The 19,930-nt window shown below is 55.6% G+C and carries 15 protein-coding genes; 10 read left to right on the top strand and 5 right to left on the bottom strand.

All coding sequences use genetic code 11. From position 1 onward, the window contains the following. Nucleotides 1-18 precede the first annotated feature (18 nt). The 4 genes from B4U49_RS18235 to gltA all read right to left on the bottom strand — a co-directional run bounded on the left by B4U49_RS18235 (nucleotide 19) and on the right by gltA (nucleotide 6,054). Entirely contained in the window at nucleotides 19-1,362 is a 1,344-nt protein-coding gene (locus B4U49_RS18235) for a cytochrome c3 family protein (RefSeq protein WP_078086044.1), read from the bottom strand. After that, complete coding sequence (locus B4U49_RS18230; RefSeq protein ID WP_078086043.1) at nucleotides 1,363-3,381, bottom strand: FAD-dependent oxidoreductase; 2,019 nt, start codon at nucleotides 3,379-3,381, stop codon at nucleotides 1,363-1,365. A gap of 184 nt (nucleotides 3,382-3,565) precedes the next feature. After that, nucleotides 3,566-4,075, bottom strand: coding sequence for a hemerythrin domain-containing protein (locus B4U49_RS18225; protein WP_078086042.1), 510 nt, complete (start codon nucleotides 4,073-4,075; stop codon nucleotides 3,566-3,568). A 689-nt stretch (nucleotides 4,076-4,764) separates the two neighbouring features. After that, complete coding sequence (gene gltA / locus B4U49_RS18220; protein WP_078086040.1) at nucleotides 4,765-6,054, bottom strand: citrate synthase; 1,290 nt, start codon at nucleotides 6,052-6,054, stop codon at nucleotides 4,765-4,767. A 648-nt stretch (nucleotides 6,055-6,702) separates the two neighbouring features. Here gltA and sdhC point away from each other — a divergent pair. The 9 genes from sdhC to sucD all read left to right on the top strand — a co-directional run bounded on the left by sdhC (nucleotide 6,703) and on the right by sucD (nucleotide 18,016). Further along, nucleotides 6,703-7,077, top strand: a complete 375-nt coding sequence (gene sdhC, locus B4U49_RS18215) for a succinate dehydrogenase, cytochrome b556 subunit (protein ID WP_078086039.1) — start codon at nucleotides 6,703-6,705, stop codon at nucleotides 7,075-7,077. Further along, complete coding sequence (sdhD, locus tag B4U49_RS18210) at nucleotides 7,071-7,439, top strand: succinate dehydrogenase, hydrophobic membrane anchor protein (RefSeq protein WP_078086038.1); 369 nt, start codon at nucleotides 7,071-7,073, stop codon at nucleotides 7,437-7,439. The genes sdhC and sdhD overlap by 7 nt, the downstream gene beginning before the upstream one ends. A gap of 3 nt (nucleotides 7,440-7,442) precedes the next feature. Next, nucleotides 7,443-9,215 (top strand): succinate dehydrogenase flavoprotein subunit, encoded by a 1,773-nt coding sequence (gene sdhA / locus B4U49_RS18205; protein WP_078086037.1) that lies wholly within the window; start codon nucleotides 7,443-7,445, stop codon nucleotides 9,213-9,215. A gap of 18 nt (nucleotides 9,216-9,233) precedes the next feature. Continuing rightward, nucleotides 9,234-9,938, top strand: coding sequence for a succinate dehydrogenase iron-sulfur subunit (locus B4U49_RS18200; protein ID WP_078086137.1), 705 nt, complete (start codon nucleotides 9,234-9,236; stop codon nucleotides 9,936-9,938). 190 nt (nucleotides 9,939-10,128) lie between these two features. Continuing rightward, nucleotides 10,129-12,954, top strand: coding sequence for a 2-oxoglutarate dehydrogenase E1 component (locus B4U49_RS18195; protein WP_078086036.1), 2,826 nt, complete (start codon nucleotides 10,129-10,131; stop codon nucleotides 12,952-12,954). A gap of 41 nt (nucleotides 12,955-12,995) precedes the next feature. After that, nucleotides 12,996-14,195: a 2-oxoglutarate dehydrogenase complex dihydrolipoyllysine-residue succinyltransferase gene (odhB, locus tag B4U49_RS18190; protein ID WP_078086035.1), complete on the top strand. Its 1,200-nt coding sequence runs from the start codon at nucleotides 12,996-12,998 to the stop codon at nucleotides 14,193-14,195. Between the two features lie 179 nt (nucleotides 14,196-14,374). Continuing rightward, nucleotides 14,375-15,817 carry a dihydrolipoyl dehydrogenase gene (gene lpdA / locus B4U49_RS18185; protein WP_078086034.1) on the top strand — a complete coding sequence of 481 codons (1,443 nt, stop codon included), beginning with the start codon at nucleotides 14,375-14,377 and terminating at the stop codon, nucleotides 15,815-15,817. 157 nt (nucleotides 15,818-15,974) lie between these two features. Further along, nucleotides 15,975-17,141: an ADP-forming succinate--CoA ligase subunit beta gene (gene sucC, locus B4U49_RS18180; protein WP_078086033.1), complete on the top strand. Its 1,167-nt coding sequence runs from the start codon at nucleotides 15,975-15,977 to the stop codon at nucleotides 17,139-17,141. A 2-nt stretch (nucleotides 17,142-17,143) separates the two neighbouring features. Continuing rightward, complete coding sequence (gene sucD, locus B4U49_RS18175; protein ID WP_078086032.1) at nucleotides 17,144-18,016, top strand: succinate--CoA ligase subunit alpha; 873 nt, start codon at nucleotides 17,144-17,146, stop codon at nucleotides 18,014-18,016. A 126-nt stretch (nucleotides 18,017-18,142) separates the two neighbouring features. Here sucD and B4U49_RS18170 read toward each other — a convergent pair whose 3' ends face one another. Further along, nucleotides 18,143-19,084: an integron integrase gene (locus tag B4U49_RS18170; RefSeq protein ID WP_204903082.1), complete on the bottom strand. Its 942-nt coding sequence runs from the start codon at nucleotides 19,082-19,084 to the stop codon at nucleotides 18,143-18,145. Nucleotides 19,085-19,487: 403 nt separating this feature from the next. Between B4U49_RS18170 and B4U49_RS18935 the strand changes: the two genes are divergently transcribed. Beyond that, nucleotides 19,488-19,862: a hypothetical protein gene (locus B4U49_RS18935; RefSeq protein ID WP_143735739.1), complete on the top strand. Its 375-nt coding sequence runs from the start codon at nucleotides 19,488-19,490 to the stop codon at nucleotides 19,860-19,862. The last annotated feature ends 68 nt before the right edge of the window (nucleotides 19,863-19,930 follow it).

Raw genomic sequence — 19,930 nt, 5'->3', positions numbered from 1 at the left:
TTTCCCCTCCTGATGGGACTACTTGCTGGATTGAATCTTGGCGATCCGTTCACGTATCAGCTGGAACGTCTCGTGTTGGTTTTCTACCGGTCCATTGAAGTTACTCTTCAGTAGCTGCTTATCTGCCAGCGCGGCCACGGAAAACTCCACCCCGTGGCAGCTGAGGCATACCGGCAGCATTTTTTCATTGGGGCGCAGGTTGTGGTTCTGGTTGTGATTGACCGCGACCTGATCACCGCGCACCTCGCGGGGCATATGGCAGTTGGCGCAGCTGACGCCACTGGAAGAATCTGCCTGCCAATGTTTGAAGTGTGCAGATGCGCGGTAGGCCAGGCTGTGTTCATCGTTGTGACAACTGAGGCAGGCGTCTACGGCCGCGTTGCGCGTGTCTGTCTCGTGGGCACCGTGGCAGCTGATACAGCTGAGTTCACTCTGTGCACTGCTTTTCATGGGGATTAAGGCTTCTACTGGCGTCATTGCACCAGATACTTTTCGAAACGCCTCGGGCACATCCTGTGATAGACGCAAGCCATGTTTACCTCGGGTAAACTCATCCCGTTGCTGGCTGTGACAGTCGCCGCAGGTATCGACGATTTCTGCGCTACTGAATTGCCACTGACCATCGCTGTGGCAGCTGCTGCAATTCGTGTCGGTCTGCGCATGGGTACTGGATCGCCAGTGGCCAACGATGTCCGTAGTCTGGTTACCGGAGTTTGACGGCGGTGTCATATCCGGCGATGCCAATTGGTCGGACTCACTGTGGGGGTGGGTTTCTTTCCAGCTCGCCACCAGGGTACGCAGGGGAAGCTGTCCGTCTTCCAGTAAATCCGGAGCGTCTATGTTTGCAGTCAGGAACCCCTCGTACAGGTAGCGGTTGTCGTGATAGTTGTGACAGCCGGCACTGGCGCAGGTATCAAATTCAAAGTTGGCGTGATTGGGGCGATTCTCCGCGATATCACTGTGGCAGTGCACACAGAAATCTCCCGCGAGAGTGACCCCCATTTCGTGGGTGATCTCCGGTTTATGCTCCGTATGGCAGGACACACACTGACGTGCGTCCAACTGGTTCAACAGGTTGGCATTTCTAGGGTCGAGAAATTTCTTGCGTGGATGACTGTCGTTTGCCAGCGCCAGTTCTTCGCTGTGACAACCGGTGCACGCCTGCTGGATCACTTCCTGGCCCGTAAAGCCGTCACCGTGGCAGGTGGAACAGGAGAGTTCCACCTGGTGGTGACCGTGTGTGGCCTCGCCACTCAGAAAATAGGATTTATCCGAGGCTTCCAGGTTGTAGGTAATCAGTGCGGCAACACCCACGGTCAGTACCAGGCCGTAGTGCCAGAACTTGAATTTATAGTTATTCATTTAGAAGTAATACACGGCGAGGATATGGAAAAAAATTAATACCGGCAGTGCCCACAGTAGCGCGTAGTGAACCCGGGACCACCACTTGCGGTGTTCGCGCAGTTTCAGGTCGGTCCAGTGGTGATTGCGGGCCATAAATACCCCCACCAGGGAGCCCGTGGATGTAGCCGCGAGGAATACCAGCATCAGTGCAAGGTTGAGGTTTTCCCCAAGGCGGAAGCCAGTGTGGACAATGAGTACCAGCAGCGCGGCGCAACCGACGATACTGTGAAAGTAGCGCCAGTGATCCAGGTGCCCCAGATTGCGCTTTTTCAGGCGCTTGCGCAGGCTCAGGCTGGCGGTCAGCAGGCACAGGCCAAGGAGGGTGTAGCCGCTGACCTGTTTCCAGAAATTGTCGTACCAGAGGTTTTTCAAGTACCAGTTGACCTGCACACTGTTGCTGACGTCAGGCGCTGGTAAAAAAATTGCGAGCGCGATCAACAACAGGGAGAGCACGGATATCACCAGGATACTCGTCGCGTGTCGCATGACGAGATTGGGGACGGGGGTATCGAGCAGCTCTGCCATGATCGGCCGACAGCTGCCGCACACCGAGCCGGCCTGCGTCTCCATTTCCAGATCGTGCAGTGAGCGCTTGCCATTGGCGATGGCTTTGCAGAGCTCTCCCTTGCTGACGCCGTTACACTGGCAGACCAGATAGCCGTCCGGTTGTTGCTTGATTCCCTGCTTTTCTTGCTTCGTCCACAGGTAGCCATCCTGTTCAAAACGGTGCAGTGCCTCTGTCGAAATCCTTTCACTGCTGTTGATGGCCACGCTAACCCGGGAGCGTTCGCTCCAGGCGCCGATCAGGCTGGCACCCACCAGCCTTCCCTCGTTCAAGTAGATTTCCCGGCACTGTCCCTTAAAGCGGTTTTCATAGCGGTATACCGCCGTATCTCCCCCGGCAGCGCCCCCAGCGTTACCGAGCAGGGCGCAGGGGATATGAGAAATCTTGAGTTCGATGTCTGTGCGACTGCCGGAATAGGGCGCTGGGATACCTTTCTCATTCCCTGCGCAGATATGTTGCGCGCAAATATCCGCCTGCTCGAACCCCGGCCGCACCAACTGGTACACTTGCTGGTCATACTCGGCACATTCGCCGATCGCGTAGATATCTGGATCACTGGTTTCCATATAGGAAGAAACCTGAATACCGCGTGCGCAATCGAGACCGGAATCCACTCCCAGTGTGGTTTCTGGGGTGATACCGGTGCACAGGACTACGGTGTCGACCTGCAGGTTTTCCCCACTTGAAAGCTTTACAGTGGAAACGGCGTTGCTTCCATTGAATGCTTCGATTTGCACTCCGGACATCAACTCTACCTGGAGTGCGGTGAGGGCTGCCTTGAGGTAATTCTCCGAAGACGTGCTCAGCTTTCCGCCGAGCAGACCCGCGCGGGCCAGCAGTACCACTCTGTTTTTCTGTGTTTTAAGCGCGGCTGCAGCTTCCAACCCCAGCGCACCGGCACCTGCTACCAGAATGGTATTACTTTCGTCGCGCAGGCGGGTGAGCTCCCGGGCGTCGCGCAGATCGCGGAAAGGGATGATGTTTTCGAGGTGTGCGCCGGGAATATCGGGTACCCGAGGGCGGGATCCAGTGGCGAGGATCAGTTTGGTATAGGGCTGGGGAGAACCGTCCTCGTCATAGACAATACGGGCGTGTCGATCGATACGGGAAATACGGCGATTGTGAAACTCGGCTAAGCGACCGGCGGATTTTATCCTGACCGGATTTTCCAGTTCGTGCAGCGATAGTTCCTGGGATAGAAACTGGGAGAGTCTGACCCTGTTATACGGTGCTTCGTCCTCGGCGCCGATCAGTACAACCTGTGCGTCTTCGCAGTTCTCCAGTAACCGCTCTGCACACCGAACACCGACCGGACCGGCACCGACCACTACATAGATGGGGTAGTCCGAAGTCGGTTGGTTGGTGTCTGATTGCGGTAATGGAAACCGCTTTTCTGCGGAAACTTCAGTCACAAGTTCCCCCCGAAGTACTTCCCTGTACCCGAAAAACGGGTATTCCCTCGAGCCATCATCAAGCCTGCTTTTGTTATTGTTTTAGTTTTAAGAAATATTTTCTTATTTTCTGCACGCAGAGTTTTTCTGTGTTGCAGTGGTGGATCAGCGTTTGCGGGCTATTGGTCTACAGTCGTAACTCCTGTTACGAGAAACGATACAGTGTGTATAGCTCTCGCTCCTCCAGAGAAACCCTTCTGGTCAGCGCCTCACCGATTTTTTCATAGTCCTGTTTGAAATCCATCAGCATCTTTCCGGTAAAGACTTCCCGGGAGTAGCGCTTGCAGAACTGCACTACCGCATTGGCAATGTCATTCATATCTGTGCGGAAGTCTTTGACGATCTGCAGCGTATGGGAATCGTTGCTCAGGGATTGTTCCAGATATACATAGAAGCTGACATTCTCTTTTATCAGGTGCGCCTGGAAGGTAGATTTGAAGACCTTCAGCAGCTCAGAAATTTTTCGGAAGTCCTGCATTTCGTAGCCTTCCGACCAGATACGTTGATAGATCTGGATCAGCTCTTTGTGATCACTTTTTAAATTGTGGATCAGGTTCGGGTCAAAGCTGATCGAGCGGCCCTGTCCGGGGCTGTGGGAATCTCGATCCCCTGAGGACGTATTGTTGCGGGACTTCCCGGAAAAAATGCGGAACATAGTCTGAGCCTTTTATCGGACTTATCTGGGTATTTTTTGGCTTTATCGCAGATAAAGAGAAGTAGGAATTTTGCCGCGCCCGGGCGTGATTGAAACCTTTTATTTGGAATTTTGTTCCGGTTGAGTGGTCAGTGTGAGAATTCTGTCACATATTTATACGGGGGAGAATAGCGCCAGTGAAAATTTGCCGAAGAATTGGTGCGTTAATAAATTGAATGAAAATTTAATTTCAGAGACTTTTTGACCAAATATAAAAAGACAGTATTTATTGGTACGTCTGTACTTGTTTTTTTGGGGAAGATTTGGAAAAAAGTTTGCTGCTGATTCTCTCCGTATCTTTTTGTAATTTATTTTTCGGCCTAATGGAGTAAGTAATTTGAATAGTTGAAATTGCTGTGGCGTTCAAAGTATTCGGGACGCTTCGTTGCTGAGTGGTTTGGGACTATCGTGCCAAATCTTCCAGGGTGTCTTGTCCACAATGATTCCTAATAAAGGAAGCATGGGCGTTTTTATGGAAGGTTATTGAAACTCACTTTATGGATAATCAGACGCTTGTGTGGGGAATGGTCGAGATATGGGCGGCGAGGGTAAGGAGTCGGTGCGGGTAAGTGGAGGGCAATAGGTGGCTTTTGTCGCGGCATAAAAAAACCCGGCATGAAGCCGGGTTTTTTTGTGGGGGAAGATCCGAATTAGCGGTCTTCTGCAGCCACGTAGTCGCGCGCGGTGTAGCCGGTGTACAGCTGACGCGGACGACCGATCTTGTACGGGTTGGAGATCATCTCGTTCCAGTGTGCGATCCAGCCTGCAGTACGGCCGGTGGCGAAGATCACGGTGAACATATCGGTAGGAATACCGATCGCCTTCATGATGATGCCGGAGTAGAAGTCCACGTTCGGGTAAAGTTTCTTCTCGACGAAGTACTCGTCTTCCAGAGCGATCTTTTCCAGCTTCTTGGCGATTCGCAGCAGCGGATCGTTCTCCGCACCCATGGCACCCAGAACTTCGTCGCAGATGCCCTGCATTACACGGGAGCGCGGGTCGAAGTTCTTGTAGACGCGGTGGCCGAAGCCCATCAGGCGGAACGGATCGTTCTTGTCCTTGGCTTTGGCAACGTACTCGTCGATACGGCTCTCGTCGCCGATCTCCTGCAGCATGTTCAGTACCGCTTCGTTGGCGCCGCCGTGTGCCGGGCCCCACAGGGTCGCGATACCGGAAGAGATGCAGGCGAAGGGGTTGGCGCCGGAGGAGCCTGCCAGACGCACGGTAGAGGTGGAGGCGTTCTGCTCGTGGTCTGCGTGCAGCAGGAAGATCACGTCCATGGCCTTGGCCACAACCGGGTCGATTTTGCTCGGCTCACAGGGGTTGCCGAACATCATGTGCAGGAAGTTCTCGGAGTAGCTGAGGCTGTTATCCGGATACATGAACGGCTGGCCTTTGCTGTGCTTGTAGCACATCGCGGCCAGGGTAGGCATCTTGGCAATCAGGCGGTCAGCGGAGATCTTGCGGTGTTCGGGATCGGTGATGTCGAGGGAGTCGTGGTAGAAAGAGGCGAGGGCGCCTACTACGCCACACATCATGGCCATCGGGTGGGCGTCGTAGCGGAAGCCCTTGAAGAAGTTGACCAGGGATTCGTGCACCATGGTGTGGTTCATGATGCTGTTGACGTATTCCTTCTTCTGTTCAACAGACGGCAGCTCGCCGTTCATCAGCAGGTAGCAGGTTTCCAGATAGTCGGATTTCTGCGCCAGCTGCTCGATTGGGTAGCCGCGGTGCAGCAGTACGCCCTTGGCGCCATCGATATAAGTGATCTGGGATTCACAGGAGGCAGTGGACATGAAGCCCGGGTCGTAGGTAAACAGGCCTTTGCTCGCCAGGCTGCTGACGTCGACAACGTCGGGGCCGGCGGTGCCAGAGTAAACCGGCAGGTCGTAAGGGGCGTCGATACCGTCGACCGTGAGTTGAGCTTTCTTGTCGGACATTGTGGACTCCTAAAAACTATTCGTTTGCCAGCTTTTTTATTTCCACACAAATCACTGAATCGCTTCAGTAATGAGACGGCCCGGATAGGGGCGCGTTCCGCGCTCACCTGTGATCACCTTTTTATGGGAAGGGTTGTCTCAGGTGCTTTCTGTGCACGTACAAAACCCGGAAAGTGCCGGATTCTGCGGGCTCGGAGGGCCTTCTTTGGCTGCATCCGACGCGGATTGGGGGCTAGCGGGCTTTTGAGCGCGGCCAAACTTAAGTGCCGCGCTCCAAATTGTCAAACCAAATTGATGTGGCCGGCGGGTTCTATGGCCGCAGGATCTATCGCGTTGAGCGTGGGTGGCAGGGATTTTGCCTGTTCCGGAAGGAATTCTGGCGCGGAAATTCGGGTTTGTTGAAATGGGCGTCTCATACCATGGTCGGGTGCTTGGCGCCGTTTGCAACTGGTACAAAGCCGTCATCTGCGACCCTCGGTTCGTTGTGTTTTGAAATTTGAATGCCTATAATCCGCGCGGCTTGCGCCTTGGTAAGGCCACTTTGTACAAGACCTCCCCAGGTTGGGTGGAAAGTGATCAGCAAGCTCGCCCGGTAACATAGAAAATTAACGGGCGCCCCGTCTTTCAGGGCAACAAGGTGTTATTCCTGTGAACAAGAACAGACCTGTCAATTTAGACATTTCTACTATCAAGCTCCCTGCACCAGCGTTGGTTTCCATCCTGCACCGTGTTTCCGGTGTGGTGCTCTTCGCTGTGGTTGCGCTTTTACTGTGCATGCTGGACTCCAGTCTGGAATCCGAGCAGGGTTTCCAAAAAGTAGCCGACTTCTTTACCAGCGTCCCGGCCAAGTTGGTCCTGTGGGCATCCCTGGCGGCCCTGATTTACCACCTGATCGCGGGTGTGCGTCACCTGCTGATGGATGTCGGTCTGGGTGAGAGCCTGGAAGGTGGTCGTCGCGGCGCCATTATCGTGCTGGTGCTTTCTGTAGTGCTCATTCTGCTGGCGGGGGTTCTGGTATGGTAAAGGCAGTTACTGGTTTCGGCCGCAGTGGTCTGTACGACTGGTTCATTCAGCGCATCAGTGCCGTAGTGCTGGTGGCTTACACGCTCTTTATAGTGGGTTTCATTTTCCTCTCCAAGGATTTTGGCTACGCCAGCTGGTCCGCGCTGTTCGAACAGCGCTGGGTGCGCGTTTTCACCCTGGTGGCATTGCTCTCCACACTCGCTCACGCCTGGATCGGACTCTGGTCCGTTGTCACCGACTACCTCACCAATCGCATGATGGGCGGTAAAGCTACCGTTTTGCGCATCCTGGTAGAGGTCCTGTTGGGTGCCGTCGCCGTGTTCTACGCGGTGTGGGGCTTCGAAATTCTGTGGGGTATGTAAGTCATGTCGAATATGCGAACAATAACCTTTGACGGTATCGTAATTGGCGGCGGCGGCGCGGGTATGCGCGCGGCCCTGCAGATGGCCCAGTCCGGTTTCAAGACTGCGGTAATCACCAAAGTATTCCCGACCCGTTCGCACACGGTTTCCGCCCAGGGCGGCATTACCTGTGCCATTGCCAGCGACGACCCCAATGACGATTGGCGCTGGCACATGTATGACACCGTCAAGGGCTCCGACTATATCGGTGACCAGGACGCGATCGAGTACATGTGTTCCGTAGGCCCGGAAGCCGTGTTCGAACTCGAGCACATGGGTCTGCCGTTCTCCCGTACTAAAGAAGGCCGCATCTACCAGCGTCCTTTCGGTGGCCAGTCCAAGGACTATGGCCGCGGTGGCCAGGCTGCGCGTACCTGCGCTGCGGCAGACCGTACCGGTCACGCCCTGCTGCACACCCTTTATCAGAACAACGTCAAGCACAACACCGTATTCCTGAACGAATGGTTTGCGGTAGACCTGGTGAAAAACCAGGACGGTGCTGTCGTGGGCGTAATCGCCATCTGCATCGAAGACGGTGAAGTGGTCTTCATCAAGTCCAAGGCGACTGTATTTGCTACCGGCGGTGCCGGTCGTATCTTTGCCTCCACCACCAACGCACACATCAACACCGGTGACGGTGTGGGTATGGCCCTGCGCGCCGGTATGCCGGTACAGGACATCGAGATGTGGCAGTTCCACCCGACCGGTATCGCCGGTGCTGGTGTGCTTGTAACCGAGGGTTGTCGTGGTGAAGGTGGTTACCTGATCAACAAAGACGGCGAGCGCTTCATGGAGCGGTATGCCCCGAACGCGAAAGACCTGGCGTCCCGCGACGTTGTTGCCCGCTCCATGGTCCTTGAGATCCTGGATGGCCGCGGTGCTGGCCCGAACGGCGACCACGTATTCCTGAAACTGGATCACTTGGGTGAAGAGCTGCTGCACAGCCGCCTGCCGGGTATCTGTGAGCTGGCCAAGACCTTCGCCCACACCGATCCGGTAAAAGAGCCGATCCCGGTAGTACCGACCTGTCACTATATGATGGGTGGTATCCCCACCAACGTTCACGGCCAGGCCCTGACTCAGGATGCCTCCGGCAATGACCACGTGATCGACGGTTTCTACGCTTGTGGTGAAGTTGCCTGTGTATCCGTACACGGCGCCAACCGCCTGGGCGGCAACTCCCTGCTGGACCTGGTGGTGTTCGGCCGCGCATCCGGCCTGTTCATTGAGAAGGCGCTGCGCGAAGGTATCGAGAACCGCGAAGCCTCCGAGTCCGATATCGAAGCCGCCATGGCGCGCCTGAATCGCCTCGAAACCACCAACGACGGCGAGTCTGCCGCTGAACTGCGCACCGAGCTGCAGGGCGTGATGCAGAATCACTTCGGTGTATTCCGTCGCGGCGATTACATGGCCGAAGGTGTCAAGAAGCTGGAAGGCCTGCGCGAGCGCATCGCCAACGTCCGCCTGGACGACAAGTCCAAAGCGTTCAATACCGCGCGTATCGAAGCGCTGGAGCTGCAGAACCTGCTGGAAGTTGCGGAAGCGACTGCCATCGCTGCAGAGGTCCGCACCGAGAGCCGCGGCGCCCACGCCCGCGAAGACTTCCAGGAACGCGACGACGAGAACTGGCTGTGCCACTCCATGTACTTCCCGGCTGAAAAGCGTGTCGGCAAGCGTGCAGTAAACTTTGCGCCGAAGACCGTCGATACCTTTGAGCCGAAAGCGCGTACTTACTAATTCGGGAGCGGAATGACCATGTTGAAAGTAAGCATCTACCGTTACAACCCGGAAGCGGATTCTGCGCCTTACATGCAGGATTACGAGCTGGATACCCAGGGCAAAGACCTGATGGTGCTGGACGTACTGGAACTGCTGAAGGCCCAGGACCCCACGCTGTCGTTTCGCCGCTCCTGCCGTGAAGGGGTATGTGGCTCCGACGGTATGAATATTTCCGGCAAGAACGGTCTTGCCTGTATCATGCCGATCTCTGAAGCAGCGCCGAAAGGCAAACTGGTACTGCGCCCGTTGCCTGGCCTGCCGGTCATTCGTGACCTGGTTGTGGATATGGAACAGTTCTACACCCAGTACAAGAAGATCGAGCCCTTCCTGCAGAACAGCACACCGGCTCCGGCCATCGAGCGACTGCAGTCCCCGGAAGACCGCGCGAAGCTGGACGGCCTGTACGAGTGTATTCTCTGTGCCTGCTGTTCAACCTCTTGCCCGTCCTTCTGGTGGAATCCGGACAAGTTCATCGGCCCGGCCGGTCTGCTGCAGGCGTACCGCTTCCTCGCGGACAGCCGCGACGATGCAACCGATGCGCGCCTCGGCAACCTGGATGACCCGTTCAGCGTATTCCGCTGCCACGGTATCCAGAACTGTGTGAACGTATGCCCCAAGGGATTGAACCCCACCCGGGCAATCGGCCATATCCGTAATATGCTGATAACCCGCGCTGTTTAGGGGATTCGTCCCCAACCGGGAGCACGGGTTCCCACCAAAAATAATCACAATTAAGCCGACAGCAAAGCAGGTGTCAGGCTTATACGAAAAAGGGGAGGTGTCTTTTTAGCGCCTCCCCTTTTGTGAGTGAAAGACAGGAAAGAGCGGCGTGAAATTCAAGGGTGCGCGCCGTCAACTGAGGTAGGCATTAATGCACGAAAGCACAATGGAGGAACTCTGGCGTACTTCGCATATTTCTGGCGGCAACGCCGGATACGTGGAGGAGCTGTACGAGACCTATCTGCACGATTCCAGTGGTGTACCGGAAGAATGGCGCAATTATTTTGACAGTCTGCCGCGCGTCAATGGCGGTGATGTCTCACATGCCGCCATTCGTCAGCACTTCGAACTGTTGGCGAAAAACCGTACCCGCCCCCTCGCCGCTCCCGGCGCCGGCTCGGTCAATATCGAGCACGAACGCAAACAGATCAAAGTTCTGCAACTGATCAATTCCTACCGTCACCGCGGTCACAAGAAAGCCACCCTGGACCCGCTGGGACTTATGGCTCGTGAACAGGTGCCGGATCTGCAGCTGAACTACCACGGCCTCACCGAAGGCGATTTTGACACCACTTTCCAGACCGGCGACCTGTTCTTCGGTAAAGGTGAAGCGACCCTGCGCGAAATCGTTGAAGGCCTCGAGAACACCTACTGTGGCAATCTGGGTGCAGAGATCATGCACCTGTCCAACCTGGACGAGCAGCAGTGGTTCCAGCAGCGCCTCGAGCGCAGTCAGTCCAAGCCGAACTTCGGCAACGACGTGCGCACCGAAATCCTGCAGCGCCTGTCTGCCGCCGAGGGCCTGGAGCGCCACCTGGACTCCAAGTACCCGGGTACCAAGCGTTTCGGTGTTGAGGGTGGTGAGAGCCTGATCCCGCTGATGGACGCCCTGATCCGTCGCTCCGGTACCTACGCGGTAAAAGAAATCGTGATCGGTATGGCCCACCGCGGTCGTCTGAACACGCTGGTCAATATCCTGGGTAAAAACCCAGCGGACCTGTTCGAAGAGTTCGAAGGCAAGAAAACCCTCGATACCTCCGGTGACGTGAAGTACCACCAGGGTTTCTCCTCCAACGTGATGACCCCCGGTGGCGAAGTGCACCTGGCGCTGGCCTTCAACCCCTCGCACCTGGAAATCTGTGCGCCGGTGGTGGTCGGTTCCGTACGTGCCCGTCAGGATCGCCGCGGCGACAGCACTGGCGAGAAAGTAATGCCGATCAACATCCACGGCGATGCGGCATTTGCCGGTCAGGGCGTGGTGCAGGAAACCCTGCAGATGTCCCAGACCCGCGGGTACTACACCGGTGGCTCCATCCACCTGGTGCTGAACAACCAGGTAGGCTTCACCACCAGCAAGCGCGAAGACGCCCGCTCCACCGAGTACTGTACCGATGTGGCGAAAATGATCGACGCCCCGGTACTGCACGTGAACGGCGACGACCCCGAAGCCGTGGTACTGGCAGGCCTGCTGGCAGTGGATTACCGCTACGAGTTCAAGAAAGACATCGTTATCGACCTGGTGTGCTACCGCCGTCGCGGTCACAACGAGACCGATGACCCGTCTGGCACCCAGCCGCTGATGTACCAGACCATCCGCAAGCACAAGACCACCCGCACCCTGTACGCGGACAAGCTGATCGCCGAAGGTGTGGTGAGCAAGGCGGAAGCGGACAAGCTGGCCAACGAGTACCGCGACAAACTGGATCGCGGTGAAGACGTGGCGACCGGCCTGGTGAACAAGCCGGACGAGTCCATGTTTGTCGACTGGCGCCCGTACCTGAACCACGAGTGGACTGTGGAAGGCGATACCAGCTACGAGCTGTCCAAGCTGAAAGACGTGGCCAACCGCATGACCACCGTGCCCGATGGCATCGTGATGCAGCGCCAGGTTTCCAAGATTTACGAAGACCGTCGCAAGATGGCCGGTGGTGCACTGCCGCTGAACTGGGGCATGGCCGAAACCCTCGCCTACGGTACGCTGCTGGAGCAGGGCTATATGGTCCGTTTCACCGGTGAAGACGTGGGTCGCGGTACCTTCTCCCACCGTCACGCAGTTATCCACAGCCAGAAAGACGGCCAGAGCTATGTGCCCCTGCAGCACATGTCCGAAGACCAGCCGCGTTTCGATATGTACGACTCGCTGCTGTCCGAGGAAGCGGTACTGGCCTTCGAATACGGTTACGCCACCACCACCCCGAAATCCCTGGTGGTCTGGGAAGCGCAGTTCGGTGACTTCGCCAACGGTGCACAGGTAGTTATCGACCAGTTCATCACTTCCGGTGAGCACAAATGGGGCCGTATGTGCGGTCTGGTGATGCTGCTGCCGCACGGCTACGAAGGCCAGGGTCCGGAGCACTCCTCCGCGCGACTCGAGCGTTTTATGCAGCTGTGTGCTGAGCACAACATCCAGGTGTGTAACGCCACTACCCCGGCACAGATTTTCCACCTGCTGCGTCGTCAGGCCATCCGCCCGATGCGCCGCCCGCTGGTAATCATGAGCCCGAAGTGGATCCTGCGTCACAAGCTTGCTACTTCCAGCCTGGAAGAGCTGGCCAACGGCACGTTCCACAACGTGATCCAGGATCCGGGTGTAGACCCCGCCAAGGTGAAGCGTTTGATCCTCTGCTCCGGCAAGGTTTACTACCATCTGCTGGAAGCGCGTATGGAGCGTGAACAGGAAGATGTGGCATTTGTTCGTATTGAACAGCTGTACCCCTTCCCGGACGACGAGTTCCTGGCTGCGGTTTCCGCATTCAAGAACATCGAGAGCGTCGCCTGGTGTCAGGAAGAGCCGATGAACCAGGGCGCCTGGTACTCCAGCCAGCACCACCTGCGTCGTCTGCTGAATGAAGCACATCCCAAGTTGGAGCTGGAATATGTCGGCCGCGCAGCTTCTGCTGCACCGGCGGCGGGCTATATGTCCACTCACCTGGAAGAACAGAATACGTTCATCAATGAGGCGCTGACTGTCAAATAAGGCAGCAGTACAACGAAGAGCAATCTCAGGAAACAGGAACAATGACCATCGAGATTAAAGCGCCAACTTTCCCGGAATCCGTTCAGGATGGCACCGTTGCCACCTGGCACAAACAACCGGGTGAAGCCGTGTCCCGCGATGAACTGATCGTGGATATTGAAACTGACAAAGTCGTGCTGGAAGTTGTTGCTCCGGCAGACGGCGCCCTCAGCGAAATTATCAAAGGCGAGGGCGATACCGTTCTCTCCAACGAAGTAATTGCCAAGTTTGAAGAGGGTGCTGGCGGCAGCGCTGGTGCATCCTCCGAAGCAGCTCCGGCTCCGGCTGAAGAAGCTCCGGCCCCGGCCGCTGGCGGCGAGAAAATCGCCATGCCTTCTGCCAAGAAAATGGCGGCTGAAAAAGGCGTGGACCTGGGTGGCGTAGAAGGCACCGGCAAAGGCGGTCGCGTACTCAAAGAAGACGTGATGAAAGCGGGCTCCGCGCCGGCTGCCGCGGCAGCTCCGGCTGCTGCTGCGCAGGTAGAAGTTGCGCCGGGTGAGCGTGTTGAGAAGCGCGTACCCATGACCCGTATGCGCAAGCGCATCGCCGAGCGACTGCTGGATGCTTCCCAGTCCACCGCCATGCTCACTACCTTCAACGAAGTGAACATGAAGCCGATCATGGATCTGCGTAAGAACTACAAAGACCTGTTCGAGAAGACCCACAACGGCACTCGTCTGGGCTTTATGGGCTTCTTCGTAAAAGCAGCGGTTGAAGCGCTCAAGCGTTACTCCGCGGTGAACGCTTCCATCGACGGTAACGACATTGTTTACCACGGCTACCAGGACATCGGTGTTGCCGTTTCTTCTCCGAAAGGTCTGGTTGTTCCGATTCTGCGTAACGCAGAAAACATGGGCCTGGCGGACATGGAAAACAATATCCGTGACCTGGGCCTGCGTGCGCGCGACGGCAAGCTGTCTATCGAAGAGATGACCGGCGGTACCTTCACCATCACCAACGGTGGTGTGTTCGGTTCCCTGCTGTCCACTCCGATCCTGAATCCGCCACAGACCGCGATTCTCGGTATGCACAAGATCCAGGAGCGTCCGATGGCAGTAGACGGCAAGGTAGAAATCCTGCCGATGATGTACCTGGCGCTTTCTTACGACCACCGCCTGATCGACGGCAAGGAAGCGGTTGGCTTCCTGGTAGCGATCAAGGAAATGATCGAAGACCCGGCGCGCATCCTGCTCGAAGTCTAAGTCGTTCGATTTTTGGAGAAAGGGCGGTTTCCGGTTTACCCGGTAACCGCCCGAAGCATATGAGCCTGTGAATAGCTTCAGGCATCAGCGGCAGCAAGACCGCCTCAGGAAAGCCGGGCAGATCCCCGGCGATGCGGAAACACCGCATTCGTTGAATCCACTCAAATTTGGAACAGACCATGTCAGAAAAATTTGACGTAATCGTAATTGGCTCCGGCCCCGGTGGTTATGTAGCCGCAATCCGCGCAGCGCAGCTGGGTCTGAAAACTGCCTGTGTTGAAAAATGGACCAACAAAGACGGCAAGGTCGTTAACGGCGGTACCTGTCTGAACGTGGGTTGTATCCCGTCCAAGGCGCTGCTGGACAGCTCCTGGAAATACCACGAAGCCAAAGATTCTCTCGACGTACACGGCATTGATACCGGCAAGGTAAAGATCGACGTCAAGAAAATGATCGAGCGCAAAGACGGCGTTGTTAAGCAGATGTCTGGCGGTATCGCCGGCCTGTTCATGGCTAACAAAGTGACCTCCATCGAAGGCACTGGCAAGCTGCTCGCGGGCAAGAAAGTGGAAGTCACCGATCACGACGGCAAGACCACCACCTACGAAGCCGAAAACGTCATCCTGGCTTCCGGTTCCGTTCCGGTAAACATTCCGCCGGCTCCGATTGATGACAAGATCATCGTTGATTCCACTGGCGCACTGGAGTTCACCTCCGTACCGAAGCGCCTGGGCGTGATCGGTGCTGGTGTGATCGGTCTGGAACTGGGCTCCGTATGGAACCGCCTGGGCTCCGACGTCGTAGTACTCGAAGCCATGGACAGCTTCCTGTCCATCATGGACCAGCAGATCGCCAAAGAATCCCAGAAAATCCTGAAGAAGCAGGGCCTGGATATCCGTCTGTCCTGCCGTGTAACCGGCAGCGAAGTGAAGGGCAAAGAAGTTGTCGTCACTTACGAAGACAAAGATGGCAAAGAGCACCAGGAAACCTTCGACAAGCTGATCGTGAGTGTGGGCCGTCGTCCTTACACCGAAGGCCTGCTGTCTGAAGATGCCGGCGTTAAGCTGGACGAGCGCGGCTTTATCTACGTCAACGACCTGTGCATGACTTCTGCACCGGGCGTTTGGGCGGTAGGTGACGTTGTTCGCGGCCCGATGCTGGCGCACAAGGCCTCTGAAGAAGGTGTGGTCGTTGCCGAGCGCATCGCCGGCCAGAAGCCGATGATGAACTACGACGTGATCCCGAACGTGATCTACACTCACCCGGAAATTGCCGCTGTCGGTCGTACCGAAGAGCAGGTAAAAGCCGACGGCGAACCCTACAACGTAGGTGTTTTCCCGTTCGTAGCTTCCGGTCGCGCCGTAGCTGCCAACGAAACTGGCGGCATGGTGAAGATCATCGCACACGCAGAAACCGATCGTGTATTGGGCGCCCACATTGTTGGCCCGTCCGCTGCCGACCTGGTTCAGCAAGTGGCGATCGCCATGGAATTCGGCTCCAGCGCTGAAGACATCGGCATGACCGTCTTCGGTCACCCGACCCTGTCTGAAGCAGTGAAGGAAGCTGCTCTGGCAGCCAACGGTCACGCGATCCACATCGCCAACCGTAAAAAGCGCAAGTAAGCGACGGGTAAAGTCGGGGCGGAACCGGAACACGGTTTTCGCCCCGGATTCATTTCAGGGTTCTGGTTTTGTAACGAAGCAGGCTCAGAATCTTGTCTAAAGGTGCAGAGCAATCTGCAATTGGTAAACACATTTCAAATGTGAATTGGTATTGACTATGAACTTGCATGAGTATCAGGGCAAACAACTGTTTGCAGCATACGGATTGCCGGTTTCCAAAGGCATCGCAGCGGAAACCCCGGCAGCAGCAGCAGCGGCAGCAGACGAAATCGGCGGAGACAAGTGGGTTGTTAAAGCCCAGGTACACGCCGGCGGCCGCGGTAAAGCGGGCGGCGTTAAGCTGGTAGACTCCAAAGCGGAAATTGAAGAATTCGCCAAAAAGTGGCTGGGTAACAACCTGGTAACTTATCAGACAGACGAAAACGGCCAGCCGGTTTCCCGCATCCTCGTGGAAAGCTGCACCGACATCGACCAGGAACTTTACCTGGGCGCAGTGATGGACCGTGCTACCCGTCGCATCGTATTCATGGCCTCCACCGAAGGCGGTGTTGAGATCGAGAAAGTTGCGGAAGAGACCCCGGAAAAAATCCTGAAAGCCACCATCGACCCGCTGGTAGGCGCTCAGCCTTACCAGGGCCGCGAGCTGGCATTCCAGCTGGGCCTGGAAGGCGACCAGATCAAGCAGTTCACCAAGATCTTCCTAGGCCTCGCCAAGATGTTCGAAGAGAAAGATCTGGCCCTGCTGGAAATCAACCCGCTGGTAATCACCCCAGAGAAAAACCTGCACTGCCTCGATGCGAAAATCGTCATCGATAGCAACGCACTGTACCGTCACCCGGACCTGCGTGAAATGCACGACCCGTCTCAGGAAGACGAGCGCGAAGCACACGCAGCCAAGTGGGACCTGAACTACGTAGCGCTCGATGGCAACATCGGCTGCATGGTAAACGGTGCTGGCCTGGCCATGGGTACCATGGACATCGTCAACCTGCACGGTGGCAAGCCGGCTAACTTCCTGGACGTTGGTGGCGGCGCGACCAAAGAGCGCGTTGTTGAAGCGTTCAAGATCATCCTGTCCGACGAGAACGTAAAAGCCGTTCTGATCAACATCTTCGGCGGCATCGTACGCTGCGACATGATCGCAGAAGGCGTAATCGGCGCTGTGAAAGAAGTCGGCGTTAAAATCCCGGTTGTTGTTCGCCTCGAAGGTAACAACGCAGACCTGGGTGCCAAGGTTCTGAGCGACAGCGGCCTGAACATCATCGCTGCCACCAGCCTGACCGACGCGGCAGAGCAAGTGGTTAAAGCTGCGGAGGGTAAATAATCATGTCAGTACTGATTAACAAAGACACTAAAGTAATCTGTCAGGGCTTCACCGGCTCCCAGGGTACTTTCCACTCCGAACAGGCTATCGAGTACGGTACAAAAATGGTCGGCGGTGTAACCCCGGGCAAAGGCGGCCAGACTCACCTGGGCCTGCCGGTATTCAACACCGTGAAAGAAGCCGTAGAAGCCACCGGTGCAGAAGCATCCGTTATCTACGTACCGGCGCCTTTCTGTAAGGATTCCATCCTGGAAGCAGCCAACGGCGGCATCAAGCTGATCGTGTGCATCACCGAAGGCATTCCTACCATGGACATGCTGGATGCCAAGGTTAAGTGCGACGAGCTGGGCGTACGCCTGATCGGCCCGAACTGCCCGGGTGTGATCACTCCGGGTGAGTGCAAAATCGGCATCATGCCGGGCCACATCCACAAGCCGGGCAAAGTGGGCATCGTATCCCGCTCTGGTACTCTGACTTACGAAGCCGTAAAGCAGACTACCGACCACGGCTTCGGCCAGTCCACCTGTGTGGGCATCGGCGGCGACCCCATCCCGGGCTCCAACTTCATCGACATTCTGGAAATGTTCCAGAACGACCCGCAGACCGAAGCGATCGTTATGATCGGCGAGATCGGCGGTTCTGCTGAAGAAGAAGCGGCTGCTTACATCAAGGAAAACGTCACCAAGCCGGTCGTTTCCTACATCGCTGGTGTAACCGCTCCTCCCGGAAAGCGCATGGGCCACGCTGGTGCGATCATCTCCGGTGGTAAAGGTACTGCAGACGAGAAGTTTGCGGCACTGGAAGACGCCGGTGTTAAAACCGTCCGCTCCCTGGCGGAAATCGGTAACGCACTGAAGGAAGTAACTGGCTGGTAATCGGCTACTTGCTTCCCCAAAAAACGGGCCCTAGTGGGCCCGTTTTTTTTGCCTCGATAAAATTGGCCAGAGGCTTTTGTAATGCCCTCTTTGCTTTCTGACCTGAATTTGTCCACACAACCCCTGTCACTGGATGTCGTTATCCAGCGGGCTGTGGGTTTCCTCTGTATGCGTACCGATAACATGGGTATAGATCATCGTTGTCTTTACGTTACTGTGCCCTAGCAGCTCCTGTATCTTTCGAATGTCTGTACCTGCTGCGAGTAGCTGAGTGGCAAATGAATGGCGAAAGGTATGGCAGCTGGCAGCCTTTTTTACATTGGCCTTAATAATTGCGCGTGCCACAGCGCGTCGTACCTGTTGTTCACGGATATGATGACGGCGAGTCACTTGCAACTGTGGACAAAAGGCAGGCCTATCCGCGGGGAATAGATACAGTAATCCCGGGCTACTGTGCGTCGAATTAGAAGACTTTACACCCGGCATGTAGATAGAACCGAAACCCTTTATCCGATCCTGGCGGTTTAGAGCCAAGACCATATCAATCTGGTTTTGCAAGGGGTTAACGAGTGATCGGGGTAATAGTACTCGACGTGCCTTACTGCCTTTGGCTTCATTGACAGTCAAGGAAGATTCGTCAAAGTCCAAATCACCTACACGCAGGCGCACGGCTTCCATAATCCGCAATCCCGCGCCATACATTAGCGACGCCGCCAGCCAACTTTGACCCGTAAGGAGGGACAGTACACGCATTGCTTCATCGTGACTAAATACGACGGGCAACTTTCGGCCCTTATTGGCGCGGGTAAAACTCAATTGACCAATTTCACGGCGCAAGAATTGTCTGTACAGGAACACCACGGCATTGAGGGCCGTTTTCTGGGTGTTGATGGATACAGAACGGTTGCAGGCGAGGTGGCAAAGCCAGTTATCAATCTGCTCAGCCCCGAGGTTCTCCGGTCTCTCCATATTGTGGAAGCGGATATAGTCACGAATCCACCGGCAATAGGTTTCCTCCGTCCTGTATGCCAGTCGTTTAGCTCGCATAAAGGCGCGCAGGCGATCCATGAACCTAACTGGGTGGGGCGGTAGTGGGTGAGGTACATCTTCCATGGGGGCACCATCATCAAGGAACTAACACTGATTTTATATACAGTATTCTGCCTAATTGCTAGGCATATCCCATTACAAGCGATTACAGTGCCCGCTATCTTCAGGCGAAGGAGCTATACCTTGGAAATATTAATGTAATCAATGGCTTAGATGAGTTGAGCCAGGGCGTGATAGTGGGCAAAGTGACTCATTATGCTGTGTGGAGTATGGTTGAGGGATTGCCGGAAACCTTGACGTCATGGGGCTTGGGGCGCATTCTTGCCGTAAAACACCGCGGCGGATAGTGGGCAGATAAAATTGCGCACCTCGCCCACGATATAACTGTTAAGCACTGAGAGTCACAATAAGGAAATAAAAAATGAAAATTATAGTTGCATCAGTATTACTTGTACTATTTTCCGGGGTCGCATCAGCTAGCGAGAACAATCAATTTAAGCTACAAGTTGTAGTGGATCAGAACCCTATCCAAGAATTTGTTGTAGAGACCGGCTCATATGGATCTCAAGAGCTTGTTCTTTCGGATGAGCTTCGTCTCTCTGTTATAGTAAATCCCCAAAACACGAAGAATTTTGAATCAACTTTGTATTCTAAAGGCAAAGTCATTCACTCTGCCGTCCAATCGAAAAATGCTGACTCAGACCCAAATTTCTACTTAATCTGCGCAGGAAAGTTGACTAAGTTTCTGTCGCCGGTAGTGGGAAAGGAACCCTCTTGTCCAGCGCCAAGTGCTTAACAAAGCGCAGCAAAGGGACGGCTTACTTTATGCACGTCTTGCGCTGGTCGCTGCGCTCCCATTTTCGC

This window comes from Microbulbifer mangrovi (genome assembly GCF_002009015.1).
Lineage (GTDB): Bacteria > Pseudomonadota > Gammaproteobacteria > Pseudomonadales > Cellvibrionaceae > Microbulbifer > Microbulbifer mangrovi.
This window is presented reverse-complemented; position numbering and strand designations above follow the sequence as displayed.

Coding starts and splice junctions, on each gene's coding strand:
- B4U49_RS18235 (WP_078086044.1), bottom strand. CDS start 1,362: ATGAATAACTATAAATTCAAGTTCTGGCACTACGGCCTGGTACTGACC.
- B4U49_RS18225 (WP_078086042.1), bottom strand. CDS start 4,075: ATGTTCCGCATTTTTTCCGGGAAGTCCCGCAACAATACGTCCTCAGGG.
- gltA (WP_078086040.1), bottom strand. CDS start 6,054: ATGTCCGACAAGAAAGCTCAACTCACGGTCGACGGTATCGACGCCCCT.
- sdhD (WP_078086038.1), top strand. CDS start 7,071: ATGGTAAAGGCAGTTACTGGTTTCGGCCGCAGTGGTCTGTACGACTGG.
- sdhA (WP_078086037.1), top strand. CDS start 7,443: ATGTCGAATATGCGAACAATAACCTTTGACGGTATCGTAATTGGCGGC.
- B4U49_RS18200 (WP_078086137.1), top strand. CDS start 9,234: ATGTTGAAAGTAAGCATCTACCGTTACAACCCGGAAGCGGATTCTGCG.
- B4U49_RS18195 (WP_078086036.1), top strand. CDS start 10,129: ATGCACGAAAGCACAATGGAGGAACTCTGGCGTACTTCGCATATTTCT.
- odhB (WP_078086035.1), top strand. CDS start 12,996: ATGACCATCGAGATTAAAGCGCCAACTTTCCCGGAATCCGTTCAGGAT.
- lpdA (WP_078086034.1), top strand. CDS start 14,375: ATGTCAGAAAAATTTGACGTAATCGTAATTGGCTCCGGCCCCGGTGGT.
- sucC (WP_078086033.1), top strand. CDS start 15,975: ATGAACTTGCATGAGTATCAGGGCAAACAACTGTTTGCAGCATACGGA.
- sucD (WP_078086032.1), top strand. CDS start 17,144: ATGTCAGTACTGATTAACAAAGACACTAAAGTAATCTGTCAGGGCTTC.
- B4U49_RS18170 (WP_204903082.1), bottom strand. CDS start 19,084: ATGGATCGCCTGCGCGCCTTTATGCGAGCTAAACGACTGGCATACAGG.
- B4U49_RS18935 (WP_143735739.1), top strand. CDS start 19,488: ATGAAAATTATAGTTGCATCAGTATTACTTGTACTATTTTCCGGGGTC.